Source organism: Metabacillus sp. RB-C-LZQ-3-1 (assembly GCF_058315175.1).
The window spans coordinates 15461-32499 of sequence record NZ_JBZFLI010000003.1; the positions used below are offsets into that span (position 1 = coordinate 15461).

14 protein-coding genes are annotated in these 17039 nt (G+C 35.5%); 13 read left to right on the forward strand and 1 reads right to left on the reverse strand.

Annotated features, from left to right (window positions below):
• The 13 genes from AC4GZ8_RS05840 (at position 1) to AC4GZ8_RS05900 (ending at position 15745) form a co-directional block, all read left to right on the forward strand.
• A complete protein-coding gene (locus AC4GZ8_RS05840; RefSeq protein WP_491081190.1) occupies positions 1-909 on the forward strand; it encodes an ABC transporter permease in 909 nt (302 codons plus the stop codon).
• 13 nt (positions 910-922) lie between these two features.
• Entirely contained in the window at positions 923-1837 is a 915-nt protein-coding gene (locus tag AC4GZ8_RS05845; RefSeq protein WP_491080884.1) for a carbohydrate ABC transporter permease, read from the forward strand.
• Between the two features lie 61 nt (positions 1838-1898).
• Positions 1899-2909 carry an endo-1,4-beta-xylanase gene (locus AC4GZ8_RS05850; RefSeq protein ID WP_491080885.1) on the forward strand — a complete coding sequence of 337 codons (1011 nt, stop codon included), beginning with the start codon at positions 1899-1901 and terminating at the stop codon, positions 2907-2909.
• A gap of 32 nt (positions 2910-2941) precedes the next feature.
• Positions 2942-4558, forward strand: coding sequence for a glycoside hydrolase family 43 protein (locus AC4GZ8_RS05855; RefSeq protein WP_491080886.1), 1617 nt, complete (start codon positions 2942-2944; stop codon positions 4556-4558).
• A 2-nt stretch (positions 4559-4560) separates the two neighbouring features.
• Positions 4561-6144, forward strand: coding sequence for a glycoside hydrolase family 43 protein (locus AC4GZ8_RS05860; RefSeq protein ID WP_491080887.1), 1584 nt, complete (start codon positions 4561-4563; stop codon positions 6142-6144).
• Between the two features lie 57 nt (positions 6145-6201).
• Positions 6202-7341, forward strand: coding sequence for a family 8 glycosyl hydrolase (locus AC4GZ8_RS05865; protein ID WP_491080888.1), 1140 nt, complete (start codon positions 6202-6204; stop codon positions 7339-7341).
• Between the two features lie 576 nt (positions 7342-7917).
• Positions 7918-8076, forward strand: a complete 159-nt coding sequence (locus AC4GZ8_RS05870) for a hypothetical protein (RefSeq protein ID WP_491080889.1) — start codon at positions 7918-7920, stop codon at positions 8074-8076.
• The gene (locus tag AC4GZ8_RS05875; protein WP_491080890.1) at positions 8033-8401 is read left to right on the forward strand and encodes an FAD-dependent monooxygenase; all 369 of its coding nucleotides are present in this window, start codon (positions 8033-8035) and stop codon (positions 8399-8401) included. Before AC4GZ8_RS05870 ends, AC4GZ8_RS05875 begins: the two co-directional genes overlap by 44 nt.
• A 335-nt stretch (positions 8402-8736) precedes the next feature.
• Positions 8737-10494 carry a cache domain-containing sensor histidine kinase gene (locus tag AC4GZ8_RS05880; protein ID WP_491080891.1) on the forward strand — a complete coding sequence of 586 codons (1758 nt, stop codon included), beginning with the start codon at positions 8737-8739 and terminating at the stop codon, positions 10492-10494.
• 1 nt (position 10495) lies between these two features.
• The gene (locus tag AC4GZ8_RS05885) at positions 10496-12055 is read left to right on the forward strand and encodes a response regulator (protein ID WP_491080892.1); all 1560 of its coding nucleotides are present in this window, start codon (positions 10496-10498) and stop codon (positions 12053-12055) included.
• A 148-nt stretch (positions 12056-12203) separates the two neighbouring features.
• Positions 12204-13493, forward strand: a complete 1290-nt coding sequence (locus AC4GZ8_RS05890) for an ABC transporter substrate-binding protein (protein ID WP_491080893.1) — start codon at positions 12204-12206, stop codon at positions 13491-13493.
• A gap of 217 nt (positions 13494-13710) precedes the next feature.
• Positions 13711-15093: an alpha/beta hydrolase-fold protein gene (locus AC4GZ8_RS05895; protein ID WP_491080894.1), complete on the forward strand. Its 1383-nt coding sequence runs from the start codon at positions 13711-13713 to the stop codon at positions 15091-15093.
• 445 nt (positions 15094-15538) lie between these two features.
• A complete protein-coding gene (locus AC4GZ8_RS05900; RefSeq protein ID WP_491081191.1) occupies positions 15539-15745 on the forward strand; it encodes a hypothetical protein in 207 nt (68 codons plus the stop codon).
• Positions 15746-16023: 278 nt separating this feature from the next.
• Here AC4GZ8_RS05900 and AC4GZ8_RS05905 read toward each other — a convergent pair whose 3' ends face one another.
• Positions 16024-16932, reverse strand: coding sequence for an endonuclease/exonuclease/phosphatase family protein (locus AC4GZ8_RS05905; protein ID WP_491080895.1), 909 nt, complete (start codon positions 16930-16932; stop codon positions 16024-16026).
• Between the last annotated feature and the right edge of the window lie 107 nt (positions 16933-17039).

Consider the following 17039-nt stretch of genomic DNA (forward strand, 5'->3'; position numbering starts at 1 on the left):
ATGAAAGCATTTATAAAAAAATGTCGCAGTCAAAAGGCATTATTATTAATGACTTTACCTTTTGTTGTTTGGGTATTTATTTTTAAATATTTCCCTGTTTGGGGATGGACAATGGCATTTCAGGATTTTAAACCTGCTCGTTCGTTCACAGAACAAGAATGGGTAGGCTTTAAACATTTCATCTTTCTTTTTACAGATGATCGTTTCTTAGGTGTACTTAGAAATACTTTGGCCCAGAGTTTGATTAATTTAGTTTTAGGCTTTGTTACAGCGATTGGGTTAGCTCTATTAATTAATGAATTAACGAATCTTAAATTCAAACGGGTTGTTCAAACAATTAGCTATTTACCTCATTTCCTTTCTTGGGTTGTAGCAGCTGCACTTGTTTCCTCTGTATTGTCTATTGATGGAATCATTAACGAAATACTGATGGGGCTGAATATCATTGACAAGGAAATCCTTTGGTTAGGAAAAGGTGAGTATTTCTGGGGAATTTTAGGAGCATCTGAGGTATGGAAAAATGTAGGGTGGAATACGATCATTTATTTAGCAGCCATATCAATGATTGACCAAGAACAATATGAAGCAGCAAAAATTGATGGAGCTTCACGTCTACAAAGGATTAGATATATTACCCTTCCTGGAATGAAGCAGGTCATTGTCATCCTTTTAATTATGAATATTGGATATATTATTGAAGCTGGATTTGAACCCCAATACTTATTAGGTAATGGGCAAAACATAGAGTTCTCAGAGAATATTGATGTATTTGTCATCAACTATGGTATTTCAATGTTCAACTTTTCATTGGCAACAGCAGCGGGAGTATTTAAAACAGTTATTAGCTTGATATTCTTGATGGCAGCTAACTCATTCTCGAAAAAAATGGGTCAAGGCGGTTTATACTAGGAGGGTGATAAGAATGTTAAGAGCAAGAAAAAGAAATAGTTTGATGAGAACGAGAGAAGATGTAGTCTTTGATACGTTAAATATTATGTTCATGATTTTACTTAGTGTTATTATGCTGTACCCTTTTCTAAATCAAATTGCCCTTTCTTTAAATGCTGCAACAGATTCTGTGAAAGGCGGAATCTATTTATGGCCAAGAGAGTTTACTTGGCGAAACTATGAATATGTATTTAGTCAAGCATCGATTATTCAGGCCATTTTGGTTTCTGTTGCTAGAACAGTTGTTGGGACAGGGGTTGGATTATTATGTACAGCAATGGTGGCCTATGCAATCGCTCAAGAAAAATTTGTTTTTAAAAAGTCAGTAACCATCATATTTATTATGACGATGTATTTTAATGGAGGGTTAATTCCGGGTTACCTTTTAATGAGAGATTTGCATTTAATCGGAACGTTTTGGGTGTATATTTTACCGGGTTTAATAAGTGCATTCAATCTTATCATTATGCGTTCATTTATAGAAGGTCTTCCTAAAAGTCTCTTTGAACAAGCGCGAATTGACGGTGCAGGGGATTTTAGAGTGTTCTTTCAAATTGTGTTGCCTCTTTCTTTACCGGTTTTAGCTACGGTAGCATTATTTGTTGCTGTTGGCCAATGGAACCAATGGTTTGACGTATTTTTGTATAACTCAAGTAACGAGAATTTAACGACCTTGCAATATGAGTTAATGAAGATTCTTCAAAATACAGCAACTTCAAATGGAGATTGGAATACTGCTCAAGCAAGTGGTGAGCGTGCTGTCCAAGCTGTTACCCCTAAGTCTATTCAGGCTACTATGACCATAGTAGCAAGTCTTCCGATTATTTGTGTATACCCGTTTTTACAAAAATACTTTGTTAAGGGTATGACATTAGGGGCAGTGAAATAAATCAGATAAAGTTTGTAGAATATTAAATTGGTTTTCTACTATTTTTGAAGGAGAGAGACGGATGACAACACATAAAGATCAAAGAGAAGTACCATCCCTATACAAAGTATATGAAGATTATTTTCTTATTGGAGCAGCCGTAAATCCCTTAACTCTGCATTCTCAAAAAGACTTGGTTATTAAACATTTTAATAGTCTTACGGCAGAAAACGAAATGAAGTTTGAAAGCTTGCAACCGGAAGAGGGAACTTTTACGTTTGATAAAGCAGACCAGCTTCTATCGTTTGCCAATGAATTTGGAAAAAAAGTAAGGGGACATACTCTTGTTTGGCATAATCAAACTCCTGATTGGGTCTTTACGAATAAAAATGGAAGCCTTGTTGATAGAAACACCCTTTTAGAACGGATGAAAGCTCATATTTCTACCGTAATGGAAAGATACAAAGGGGAAATTTATAGTTGGGATGTTGTAAATGAAGCTGTTTCCGACTCTGGAGCTAATTTGTTAAGAGATTCTAAATGGAAAGACATTGTTGGGGAAGATTTTATCGATAAAGCCTTTGAATATGCCCATTTGGCAGACCCTAATGCATCGTTGTTTTATAACGATTATAATGAGTCAAATCCAGAAAAAAGAGAAAAAATTTACTCATTGACAAAGGGATTAGTAGAAAGAGGAGTACCAATTCACGGAATTGGTTTACAGGCTCATTGGAATATATATAGTCCTACTTTGGACCAAATTAGAACTGCTATAGAGCGATATGCATCTTTAGGATTACAAATTCATATAACAGAAATGGATGTTTCTGTCTTCGGTTCTGATGATAAACGAACAGATGTAAAAGTCCCTACAGAAGAAATGGTGGCTAAACAAACCGATCGCTACAACAGCTTTTTTGAACTTTTAAGAGAGTATTCGGACGTCATTACATCTGTTACCTTCTGGGGAGCAGCAGATGATTATACATGGCTCGACCATTTTCCTGTTCGCGGAAGAAAAAATTGGCCATTATTATTTAATGAACATCATCAACCTAAAGAATCTTTTTGGAAAGTGATTAAAAGATAAGTGGTAAAAGAATTTCGAGGGGATGTTTTATCGTGTGTGAAGAAAATTATTCTAATGTTACTATACCCAGTAAACGAGAAGATCGGATTTTTAAGAATCCTATTATATGGACAGATATCCCTGATCCAGATGTGATCAGGGTAAATGATGTTTACTATATGACAAGCACGACTATGTATTATAATCCTGGCGTTCCAATTATGAAATCCTATGATCTATTAAACTGGGAAATTGTGAATTATGTATACGATATCCTGGCAGATGATGAAGAACAAACGCTTAGCAGCGGGAAAAACGAATATGGAAAAGGCTCCTGGGCAAGCTGTATCCGCTATCATCATGACACCTTTTATGTAACATTTGGTTCCTTGGCAACAGGTAAAACCTATATCTATCAAACAAATGATATTGAAAATGGCCAATGGACATCTTCCGTACTAGATGAATACTATCATGATATGTCTTTATTATTTGATGATGATGGTCATGTGTATATGGTTTACGGTAATCATGATATTAAAGTGATCGAACTGACAGCTGATGCTACAGCCATTAAAGAAGGAGGACTTACTAAAGTAATCATCCCTCAGGCGAGTTTTGTTGCCAGTACAAAGGAGGAAGTTGGTTTACCCGCGGAGGGAGCACATATCCAAAAAATAAATGGAATGTACTATGTCTTTACTATTACATGGCCCAAAAATGGAAATCGAACTCAACTAGTTCATCGTTCAGACAAGATAGATGGAGAATATGAAGGTCGAATTGCTTTTAACAATAGAGGGATTGCTCAGGGTGGGATCATCGACACAATAAATGGAGAATGGTATGGCATGTTATTTCAAGATAGTGGTGCACTTGGACGGATACCATATCTTATCCCTGTTACGTGGGAAAATGAATGGCCGATTTTCGGAGAACAAGATACCTGTTTGAATAGAGCGCTGAGCCAAGATGGACGAGTGAACGGTAAACATTATGTGGTGGATTCTGATGAATTTGACCTGACAACATCTTCTTCAAAAGATTTACCTAAAGGAGACGATCATAAGCTTCTAAAATTAGTATGGCAGTGGAATCACAATCCCGATCATCGCCTTTGGTCACTTACAGAACGCCCAGGTTTTTTGCGACTTACTACAGGAAACACCTGCAAAAATATAGAAGAGGCAAGGAATACACTTACACAACGAACATTGGGGCCGGAATGTTCAGCAAAGGTAGCGTTGGAAATAAACAATATGAATGATGGAGATCTTGCCGGTTTTGCCGCCTTTCAAAAGGACTATGGGTTTGTTGGTGTACGAAAATCAGGAGATGCTTACTTTATTGTTATGGTAAATAATAGTTCAGGAGATGGAAAAGAAATAGCTAGTATTCCCCTCAACCAAAATAGAGTGTATTTTAAAATTTATTTAGATTATCGAAATCAGGTTGATAAAGCTTATTTTTACTATAGTTTTGATGGGGAGAAGTGGGATTCAATAGGGAATACGCTTCAAATGAAATATAAATTAGATCATTTTGTAGGATATCGTTTTGCTTTATTTAACTATGCAACAAAAATACCTGGTGGTTTTGTGGATTTTGATTATTTTAGATTAGATGAATCATTCTATTTACTACAAGTTCTTAGAGAAGGGGAAGTGTAGAAATGAAGTATCTAAATCCGGTTATACCTGGTTTTTATCCAGATCCAAGTATCGTGAAAGTAGGAGAAGATGATTTTTACTTAGTAACAAGCTCTTTTGAATATTTTCCTGCTATTCCAATTTTTCATAGTAAAGATCTTATTAATTGGAAGCAAATTGGTAGTGTGTTAACGAGAGATAGTCAAGTTAACTTAAGAAATAGTAGAAGCTCGGGCGGTTTGTATGCACCTACATTACGATATCATGATGGAACATTTTATATGATTTCTACTGATGTTTCAGGTACGGGAAATTTTTATGTAACAGCAACTGATCCTAAAGGACCTTGGTCAGATCCAATTAAAATTCCATATGGAAATATTGATCCTTCTTTAATGTTCGATGATGATGGAAAAGTCTATGTAACCGTTCAAAATGGTGCTGGATACGAGTCTCATATTATTCAATATGAAATAGACGTTCGTACCGGTGAGGCTTTAACCTCCCCGGTTGTTATATCCCATGGTGATGGAGGACAATGGACCGAAGCCCCTCATCTATATAAAATAAGAGGATTGTATTATCTATTATGTGCATGTGGCGGTACTGGAGAAGATCACAGAGCAATCATTTCTAAAAGTAGCCAACCTTATGGACCTTTTGAACTGTTAAATAAGCCTATCTTAACACATAATCAAATGAACGATCATCCAATACAAAACATTGGGCATGCCGATTTTGTCGAAGATCAAAATGGGAACTGGTGGGCTGTATTTTTAGGAACAAGACCTGTAAATCAAAAATATACAATTTTGGGAAGAGAAACGTTTTTAGCGCCTATAACTTGGACTGAAGATGGGTGGCCAATGATTGATAATAATGAGGGCATTGTATCAGGTGTTATGGAAACAACGAAGCTCTCTATAGAATCTACTATTAAGGAAAGTTTTATAGATAAAGATGATTTTGAACAAGATGTTCTAGATCTGACATGGTTTCATCTTAGAGCTAAAAGTGAGGAAAACTACTCCCTATCTGAACGAAAAGGTTGGCTAGCTTTGATTGGTGGACCGGATAATTTAAGTAATGAAAAAGGAGTTCCCACATTTATTTGTAAACCACAAAAACATAGTAAAATGGAATTTAGTACATTGCTTGAGTTTAATCCAAAAAATGATGGTGAAGAAGCCGGCTTATCTCTTAGATTAAATGAAAAAGCACATTATGAGATAGCTGTTAAAAAAATAAATGGAGAGAAAGTAGTTGTCGCGTTAAAAACGATTCAAGGACATACTGAAGAAATGACACGTTGTATTATTCAAAATTCAACAATTCAATTAAACATTAAATCAGATAATCAAGATTATCATTTTCAATATGCAGAAGAAGGTAAAGAATGGAAGAGTCTTGGGAAATCCCCGCTGTCCTACTTATCCAAAGAGGAAAATGGGGGATTTGGGGGCGTATTTACCGGTGTCTGTCTTGGTCTGTATGCAACAGGGAATGGAAAAGAAAGTAGAACATGTGCATTCTTTGATTGGGTTCACTATAAAGGGGAAAATGAAATAAGTAGTTTAAAAGATAGTATACTTGAAATAAAGGGATAAAATCCCAAAAAACTTTGTTTGGATAATAACCAAACATTGGGTGGGAGGAAATAAAAAGTGAACACGGCAATACTTTATAATAGAACATACAGAAATGTTTTCAGAGAATATGGATATTCTGATGAAGTGATTAATGAAAGAGTACAAGATACATGGAATAAACTTTTTTCAGAGCAGCATTCTGATACTCAAATTTATTATCAAGTTGAAAATGATGAAGGGTACATGCTTGATACGGGAAATTTGGATGTCCGTACAGAAGGAATGTCATACGGAATGATGATGGCCGTTCAAATGGATCAAAAAGATATATTTGACCGGCTTTGGAAGTGGACATATAAAAATATGTATATGACAGAAGGAGAGAATGCAGGATATTTTGCTTGGTCTTGTAACACAGATGGTACAAAGCGTTCTCATGGACCTGCACCAGATGGAGAGGAATATTTTGCTTTAGCCTTATTTTTTGCTTCACATCGTTGGGGTGACGGCGACGGAATCTTCCACTACGGACAACAGGCAAGGGACTTATTGAGAACCTGTCTTCATAAAGGTGAAGATGGAGAAGGTTTTCCGATGTGGAACCCTGAAAATAAATTGATCAAGTTTATTCCCAATGTTGAATTTTCTGATCCATCCTATCATTTACCACATTTCTATGAGTTGTTTTCATTATGGGCATATCCAGAAGATAGACAATTCTGGAAAGAGGCTGCTGTTGCAAGTAGACAATACCTAAAAATTGCCTGTCATCCTGTTACAGGCTTAGCACCAGAGTATGCATATTATGATGGAACCCCAAATAATGAAAATGGATACGGACATTTTTTCAGTGATTCTTACCGAGTAGCTTGCAATATTGGATTGGATTATGAATGGTTTAAAGATCAACAAACTCCGATAGAAATAAATGAAAGAATTCAGCAGTTTTTTGCAGATAAAGATCCGGCAGATTATCGGCGTTACAAAATTTCAGGTGAATCCTTTGAGGAAAAATCACTTCATCCTGTCGGGCTACTAGCTTCAAATGCTATGGCATCACTAGCTACAACGGGTCCTAATGCAAAGAAATGTGTGGAACTATTTTGGAACACACCTGTGCGTACTGGGAATCGCCGTTATTATGACAATTGTTTGTACTTTTTTAGTTTATTAGCATTGAGCGGGAATTTTAAAATATGGATGCCTGAAGAATGATGTTGTTTTTAAATAGAATAGCATAATTGTATGTCTCAGATGAAAAGATTTTCAAAGAAACGTCTCGTCCCATTGTAACGAAAAGGGGTAAGGCGTTTTTCATAATCTTACTTCTAAAGAGTGTCCCAAGGTGGAGAACAAATTTCATAAAATGTTTTGTAATTAGATACTTGACGTTATACGGTACGACGGTACGTGGACAAAAACAAAAAGAAAAAGAAAATCAAAAAGAAATACAAAACAACAACAAAAGCTTTTATCCTGAATATGGTGATTAATCCAGAACAGCTTAAAAGATGAGGTTAGGTACCAGAAAATGATCTTTCGCAGAACATTCACTAATTTTATGTGAATGATACGCTACTCCCTACTCATTTTCCCATATACGGTGGAAAGAGTTTTGAAGAAAAAGTAGTAGTTTAACTGGAAAAATGGTGTATTAACGACCTTTTAAAAACATAATTGAAAATATGACTTAGTAACGATAGGGGAAATCAATGATTATGCTGGTACCAGGATAAAAAATTTGTTGCTTACCCTGTTTGTCCTGAAACAGCAGCAAAGGGACGATCTCTTGTGAATTGGATTACGGAACTGGCAGTAGAGGAAATGCCATCTATTTCCGACTGGAACAAGAAAATAGATAAAGAAAAATTTGTACATGAATTTGCTAAATGGGATTTTGGTTGGAATGAACGTACCGGAGTTGATAGAAAAAACAGAAGCTGTTTATGAATTTTTATTGGCAGACCGCGACCCTCTTCCTCAATGGACGTTTGGGAGAGTTACTTTACCCGGAGATGCGGCACACCACCCTATGTACCCAATCGGATCCAACGGTGCATCACAAGCAATCCTTGATGCCGATGCATTAGGGCAAGCAATTATAGAACAACCAAATGAAGAACAAGCTTTAAAAGATTATGAACAAGTAAGATTGGAGCCCACATCCAATATTGTCTATACAAACCGAAAGAATCGACCAGAAATTGTCATGCAGATTGTAAAGGATCGAGCTTCTTTAAAAAACTATGGTCACATCCCGCACATAAGAAAGTAGTCTCTTATTTAAAAGAAATTGGATTAGTAGATAGTATATTTGTAGATTTTGAAATCTGCTTAATCTAATAGTATGATGATGGGACGGCAAAGTCATTGGATAACTATTGATAAAAAGCTTTGACGCCGTTTTTTTTCTTAGAGTATAATTTAATCACAAGTTAATAAATGTGACGGAGATAGGGAGATTCACGAAAAAGGACCTTTTTAGGTGTTTTTTTGTTGAATCTCCTTTTTTTAGTTTATTTATTTAACATGTCGAAAAATCTAACTATAATCTATTAATCTTTTATGTTTAAAAAATAAATGATGATTAGAAGAAGCGGTGTAAAAAATATGAAATTAATACGATTTCCTAGATTTCGCCATTTGAAAACTCAATTATTAATCCAGAATGCTTTAAGTATAAGTCTCATCATTGGATTAACAGCAATCATAACTTATACGATTGCGATACAAATTCAGGTAAAGGAGGCAATCAGATACAATACCATCATGGTCACCCAAATAAGTAAAAGTGTTGATAGTTTGGTAGAATCCTTTAACCGTGTTATGGACGGCGTATCATTTAATAATGACATTCAAAGTATTTTAAAAACGCAATATGAAACTATTCAACAAGAGTACTTATTGAATAAAAGCTTATCCTCGAAAGTAACAGATGAAACAATCATGTTTAATGAAGTGGATCTTATCAACCTTTATGATACTGAAAGGATTAGGGTGAATTTAAGGAGAAGTGTGAATCATTCAAACTTTGGTTTTTTTAATACTATGCATTCGAAGAAATATGATCCAAATGGAAAGGTTACATGGGAAGTTGAACAATCTGTAATTACAGCTAATAGGGCGATTTACGATATACAATCAGACAAAATGAATGTCATTGGTTATCTAACAATGTCAATGGATCCTACATATTTACAGGAAAGGATTCAAAAATTTGATCCAACAGAGGAAAGACATATTATTATCCTTGATAAATATAACAATGTTGTTTTATCGAATACTGGAGACAAAGAATTAAAAGCGATTACAACATGGATTTCTAGTTCAAATCAAAACTATGTTAAATCTAATCCGATCATAGAAGTCCCTAACTCGGGAAAATTGATTATGAATCATTATCTATCTGACTTAACAGGGTGGAAGATTATTTCACTAATTAGTTTACATGAAATTTCAGAAGGCCCTGTACTTATTGGCAAAACGGTATTTCTAATAGGGATAATAGCCATTTTAGTTGGTATTTTTGTGATTTGGGTCAGCACCAATTATATCGTCAAACCTATAAATCAATTAAGTGCCGTAATGGATGAAGTGGAAAGGGATAACTTTAACCTCCAGGTTCAAATCGACCGCATAGATGAGCTAGGTAGAGTAGGAGAAAGCTTTAACAGAATGATGAGGAAAATTAATACCTTAGTCTTAGATATCTATCAGAAGGAGCTTAGTGAAAAAGATGCTCAACTCAGAGCACTTCGGGCTCAAATTAATCCACACTTTCTCTATAATACATTGGATACAATTAATTGGATGGCTCAATATGGGGATGCTGAAAAAGTGAATAAAATAACAACAGCTTTAAGTAGATTGCTAAAAACAAGTATAACAAATAATCGTGAGTTTATTAGACTTGAAGAAGAGATGAATTATATTGATGATTATATGGCTATTCAAAGTATCAGATTTCAGGATAAAATTCACTATTCCGTTCATATTGATTCAGAGGCTAAACAATATGTTGTACCCAAATTAATTCTGCAACCCATCGTTGAAAATGCAATGATTCATGGAATAGAAAAGAAAATAGGAAATGGATATATATTTATTAATGGAACAATCAAAAATAACAAATTGCATATACAAGTTATTGATAATGGGGCAGGTGTAGATGAAAGTACTGTTACAGCGCTTTTGGAAGGTAAGTATGAAAAAAATATTGAAACGAAAGGTACAGGCAGTGGGATATTAAATGTACAGAACCGGATTCGATTATTATATGGTGAAGATAATGGATTGAAGATTGAAAGTAATAGAAACGTCGGAACGTTATTTGAGTTAATTTTACCGTTGCAAAGGGAGGAGGAATAACATGTATAAAGTACTTATTTTGGATGATGAACCATTGATAAGTAAAGGCTTATCAGAAAAAATAGATTGGGCGGAGCTAAAGTGTGAGATTTGCGGAATTGCCTCGGATGGTTTCGAAGGAAAGAAATTGATAGATGAGCTAAATCCAGATATTGTCGTGTCGGATATTGTTATGCCAGGTCATACAGGATTAGAATTGGCTGAGTACGTTCATAGACATCAAAAGAAGACTATCATGATTCTTTTATCAGGTTATGATGAATTTAGTTATGCGAAGGAAGCGCTCCAACATGGTGTTTTTGATTATTTACTAAAACCAACAGACAAAGATGAAGTCAGTTATGTAATAAAAAAAGCCGTAAAAAAAATTGATCAACATAGAGATGAAGAGAAAGATTATGAGAATTTGGAAAAAACGCTTCGAGAGAGCAAGCCGATTATTGAGCAATCAATATTATACGACATTACTGTCAAAGGGAAAATACATACTCATCATTTAAGAAGATTAGATAATATTAAACTAACCCATGGAAAAGGTGCTGTTATCACACTTCAACTATATGAGGAGTTAAATCATAACGGCTCTTTTCAAGCAATAAAAGATTCTATTAAAAAGCTATTTTTAAACAGTGATATTGAAGTAAGAATGATCCCGCATGATCAGCAACTTCATATTTTGCCTTCTTTATCACTAACCTTACCAAATAAAGTAGTAGAAGCACGTTTAAAAGAAGCAGCTGAACGTATTTTATATTGTTTATCTATTGAGAATCGTTTAACAGTTTCGATTGGTATGGGAGGTCTTTATACTTCCACTGATACATTACATTCCTCCTACTTACAATCTGTGGAGGCTTTGTCAAGGAGTTATTTCACTGGGATGGGTCAACTTCATATTTATGATGAAAAAAAAATGGGACAGATTAATAATCAATTATCCTTAAAATCTGCGAGCTTTGTGGAAAAGTTTGAAGAATGGGAGCTTGAGGAGATTTTGAATAGATTTAATGAGTTATTTGAGATATTTAAATATACATTTGATAGAACGTTAATATTAAATCATTGCTTACAGTTATTCATTAAACTTGGCCTTGTTGTATCAAAATGGGATAAAAATTTTGAACTGGAAGTTGGGTATGAGCAGCTTGAACAATTTCATACATTTGATGAACTTCGTGTTTTCCTGTACGAAGTCTGCGTAGAGATGAAACATCATCTCTATAAAACAATGAATAATAATCACTTAGGTTTAGTAGAGCAAGCAAAACAAATCATAGAACAGCAATATAGTAATCCGGATATAAATGCACAATTTATTGCTGAAAAACTAAATATAAGCGTCAGCTATTTGAGTCGGACCTTTAAAAAGGAAACGGACGAAAATCTAAGTACTTATTTAACAAATAGACGGATTCATGTTGCCAAAATGCTATTAGATAATACTGATTTAAAAGCAAATGAAGTTTCAAAAAAAGTAGGCTTTATGGATTCGAGATACTTTGGACAAGTCTTTAAGAAAATTATGAAAACAACACCTTCAGCTTATAAGAAAATTAAATAATTTAATCATATCAGTGTAATATGCCAATAATTCAGATGTATTTTCCTTTTCAGGAAGCTTATTTTGAAAGAGGAATGGTAAATTACCAATTACCCTTTAACCTATCAATTCAAGAATGAAGTACTTTTCAAAAAAGGAGAGGGTTTGAATGAAATGTAAATTGAAAAATTCATTCCTAACATTGATTACATCATTACTATTTATTGTGGTAGTCGCATGTTCCGGAGGTGCTTTCGATAAAAAGTGGGAAAATGAAGCAACTAGTGAGAAAGTAACATTGGATTTTCTCTGGTTTTCTGCTGGGGTTGAAGGTGATGTCATGCGAGAAGTTATAAAAGATTATCAAGAAAAAAATGAAAATGTGGAAATCAAATTAATTGAAGTTGCCTATAGTGATCTTGAAACAAAATTAAAAAGGATGATTGCGGGTGGGCAGCCTCCTGCTTTGACGCGAATATCGAATACTGGAATCTTTGCAGAGCAGGCTCTGGATCTTTCTCCATATGTAGGGGGAGTTGAAGCATTCACTTCACAGTTTCTTTCCTTTATTAAACCGTACTATGTAAAAGGTGACAAAATTATTGCAACACCAATGGATGTTTCCGCAAGCGGTTTGATTTATAACAAAACATTATTTGAAAAATCAGGAGTTACAGTTCCTCAATCACCTGAAGAGGTTTGGACATGGGATGAATTTGCTGCTGCCATTCAAGAGGTAAAGGCGAAAGGAGGAGCAAAATACGGTTTAGTAGTTGATTCAACACCTCATCGATATTCAACGCTAATTTATGAATTCGGTGGTAGTATTTTTACTGAAGATTTATCTGCATCAGCCATCAATAATGAGGAAGGTATAGCAGCACTAGACTACTTTATCAATCTACATAAAGATGGAATCATTCCTGAATCTGTTTGGTTAGGTGGAGAATATCCGGATTATCTTTTCCGTTCAGGAACAACTGCTGCATACTTATCTGGGAATTGGATATTAAGCAATTTCAAGGATATTGAAAATTTTGAGTGGGGTGTAACTTATCTTCCAAAACATGTAATTCGTTCATCTGTTCCAGGCGGAAATTACATTATGGGTTTTAGAAATACAGGGGTAGAAGATGAAACAGCTGAATTTATTAGATATTTATCATCAAAAGATGCTAATGCAAAATTCAATCAAAAATCACTATTCTTAAGTGCAAGAAAGGATAATAATGAATTAGATTATGAGTTTGGTAAAGAGATGTTTAAAATCTTCTCTAATGAATTAGAAAATACACCAGAGGCAGCAGCAAACGATTGGGGCAATCAGGTTGTTATATCGAAGGTAACTTCTGATATTAAAGACGCAGTTGTCGGAGCTCTAAGCGGAGAAACTACCTCAAAAGAAGCAATGGATAATGTAGCAGAGGCATTAGAACAAGCTATTGCTGATACAGACTAAACTTGAAGCGGTCACTTACCTTAAAAAAGATGCCTTGCTTGAAATACAGGATATGTGCCCCAAACTATAAAAAGAAGTAGTCAAAAAATTCAACAAATAATTCAACATTTTCAACCAATCTACTCTTCTACTATTTGATAACATAAGTTTCATGAAACATTAAGTTTCGACGATAAAGTAAGCGATTTCAGTTAGGATCTGAGAAGGGAGTAAGATAATGAAAAAAGTATTATGTTTAGGAATGATAGTATGCATGGTATGTTTAATCTTTAGTAACAACATGTCTGTGTTAGCTTCAAACTCATCTGGAGTAGATTATGCTAGTTATGAACCCGGTGTAACTGTAGAGTCGGATGCTACTTCTCCGACCGGTTATTATGCAACGTTTATTTACGAGGATGAAACTGAAGAGGCAACAAAGGTTGAACTATATAGTGACACCTTCTATCATTTCACAGTTGAAGATAGTTTTGCAAACCCATATCAACCGAAAGATTATAAAGCAGGCATGTTCCCTGCTGGTGGTAATAGTGATACCACATTATATGTAAACATGGAGAATCTTGGCAATCATTTGTGGGGAGCAAAAGTTCCTCTTTCCAGCGGTGCTTTTGTCTACAATTTCCGCATCACCAATCCGGACGGCAGTACAACTGCAAGACTGGATGACCCTAACAATCCGACGTTAACCAATACTGCGACAAATATTTCTAGCCTGTCCAGCATGGTCTATGTTCCGTATAATTCAAAAACAATGGGAAAAGGGGACTTTCTAGATCGATCGGTAGAGCTTCCACGCACAGACAATAAGATCGGAACAGTGGAAACTGTATCTTATATAGGAGCTGCTAATGATATGCGCGGGCTTGCGGTTTACCTGCCTGACGGATACGATCCAAACCGTGAGGAACCATACAAAGTGCTTTATATGTCCCATGGCATGTCTGGCGATAAGTATGGCAATGAACTTCGTTGGATGAACGAGGGAGCAGTGGCTAATATTACAGATAATCTGATTGCAGATGGAACTGCTGAGCCGTTTGTTGTAGTAACCATGAATAATCAGGACTTTGAGTGGGACTATGAAAAAATAGAAGAAGACCAGTTTAAATATATTATGCCTTATATTGAAGATAACTATAATGTATATGATACGCCTGAAGGCCGCGCTTACGCAGGTTTGTCGATGGGTGGAATGACCACTAATCGGATGTATTTCAACCATGCAGACGATTTTGCATATTTTGGTATTTGGAGTTATGCGGTTACAGGAGATGAACTGAACAATATTGACACTTACACAGATTTAGATACTCCTTCCGTCATGCTCGGCACTGGCATTTGGGATTTTGGACTTGAACCTGTAAAAAATTTGGACAAGGCACTAACAGAAAGAGGAATTGACCACGCTTACCTTGAGGTACCTGCTGCACACGACTGGGAAACATGGCAGCTGTTATATGCCGCTTTTGTAGAAGAACATTTGTGGAAGGCTGACCAAGACGACAAGAGTAACCAAGGCAACAAGGGCAATAAAGGCAATAAAGGTAACAAGGGGAACCAAGGCAACAGAGGTAATCAAGGCAATAGCGGTAACTAAGGCAACAACGGTGATCAAGGAAATAACTGTGACAAAGCTATAAACTTCCAAAAACAGCTACTTCGATGTTTAACTTTACAATTGCTTAGGATTAGAAGAAATATTTTTTCCCTTTAAAGAAATTTAAATAATTAGTACATGTAAGATAGAGAGTCTTGGACCCTAATTCTTTGGGATCAGGCTCTTATTTCTATTTGGATTATTAACTGCACCGTCAGATGCGGACTTTAAGAAAGATATCGAGCTTGCAAAGGAAATGGGTTTTAATGGTTGAAGAAAACACCAAAAAGTTGAGGATCCGAGATTTTTATTTTGGGCAGACCAATTAGTTTTCCTAGTCTGGGGGGAATGTGCAGCTTCTGCCTCTTATAGCGAAGCTGCAGTTGCTAGATTAACAAGAGAGTAGATTGAAATCATTGAAAGAGATTATAATCATCATCCTTCGATTGTTGCATGGGTTCCTTTAAACGAAAGCTGGGGGATTCCAAGAGTTCGTGAGAATAACCAGGAACAGCACCATTCGCTTGCCATGTATCATTTAATCCATTCATTAGATACGACCCGTCTTGTTATTTCAAACGATAGCTGGGAAATCACGCAATCTGATATTTGTGCCGTTCATAATTATAATCATGGCACAAGGTTGAGATGAGGAAATACGAGGCATTTAAAGTGTCTTTAGCAACGAAAGAAAATATCCTTACATCACAGCAGGCTAAACGTAAAATTTATGCCAATGGTTTTGACTGCCAAGGCGAGCCGATCATCCTGACCGAGTTTGGGGGAATCGGTTTTTGTAGTCCAGACACACACGATTAGGAAAATGATCCGAACTACTATAAAGATTCATAACCCGGAAATTTATGTGTTAAATAGTTAAAAGAAAAAGAGGCTCAACCCTTTTAGTGGATTGAGTCCTCTTGGTAGGGATTAGTATGACAAAGTTACATCTGCAATAACTGGATAATGATCACTAGGGAATTGGCCATTTTTATAATCATTTAAGATCTCAATTCTATGTGTATATACGTTTCCTTTACCAAGAACCCAGTCAATTCGTCTTTCTGGCCCGCCACCAGTCACATCATGGAATCCATTAAAGGTTCCAAGGTTTTCGTTGATTCTTACCTCAGCAGTATTCCATAAATCAACAAATGCATCTTCGCTTGTTAGTGTTTGGTGTGGAACACTATCAGGGCTTGTATTAAAATCACCTGTTAAAATAATCGGAAGTTCTGCATCAAATTCTTTTATTTTTTCAATTATTAATTTTGCGCTCATCTCTCTAGCATTTGCAGATTGGTGGTCAAAATGAGTATTCACAACATAAAAGCTTTCCTTGCTCTTTTTATCAAGGAATTTTGCCCACGTTACCATACGCGGAATATTATTCCCCCATGTCTTGGATCCAATCACATCTGGTGTATCTGATAGCCAGAAGTGATCGTACTCTAGAGGAGAATATCGATTTTCATTATAGAAAATAGCTGAGTATTCGCCTTTGCTTCCGCCCTCTCGACCTAAACCAATCCAGTCATAATTTTCTATATTAGTTTCAAGATCCTTAAGTTGTTGATATAAAACTTCCTGAGTACCAAAAATATCAGGTTGTTCCTGGTGGATGAGTTTTTTAATAGCAGGAATTCTTTCTGCCCAGGTATGAGGTGAGGGATCATTGTCATTTAAATACCTTAAATTATAAGTCATTACCTTTAAATCTACCTTAGTGGCTTGTCCAGATTTTTCAGAAGCTAACACATTTGATGTTCCTGAAAAGACACTAGCAACCAACATTGTTACAATGGCCAATAATAAAACAGGATTTACTGCTTTTTTCAACTCAATCTCCTCCTTGTAATGTATTACATAAAAAGTATAACGATAATATGTAAACACTTTATTAATGACAGATTTATTCTTCATAAAGGCTGTTTTAAAGAGGCGAA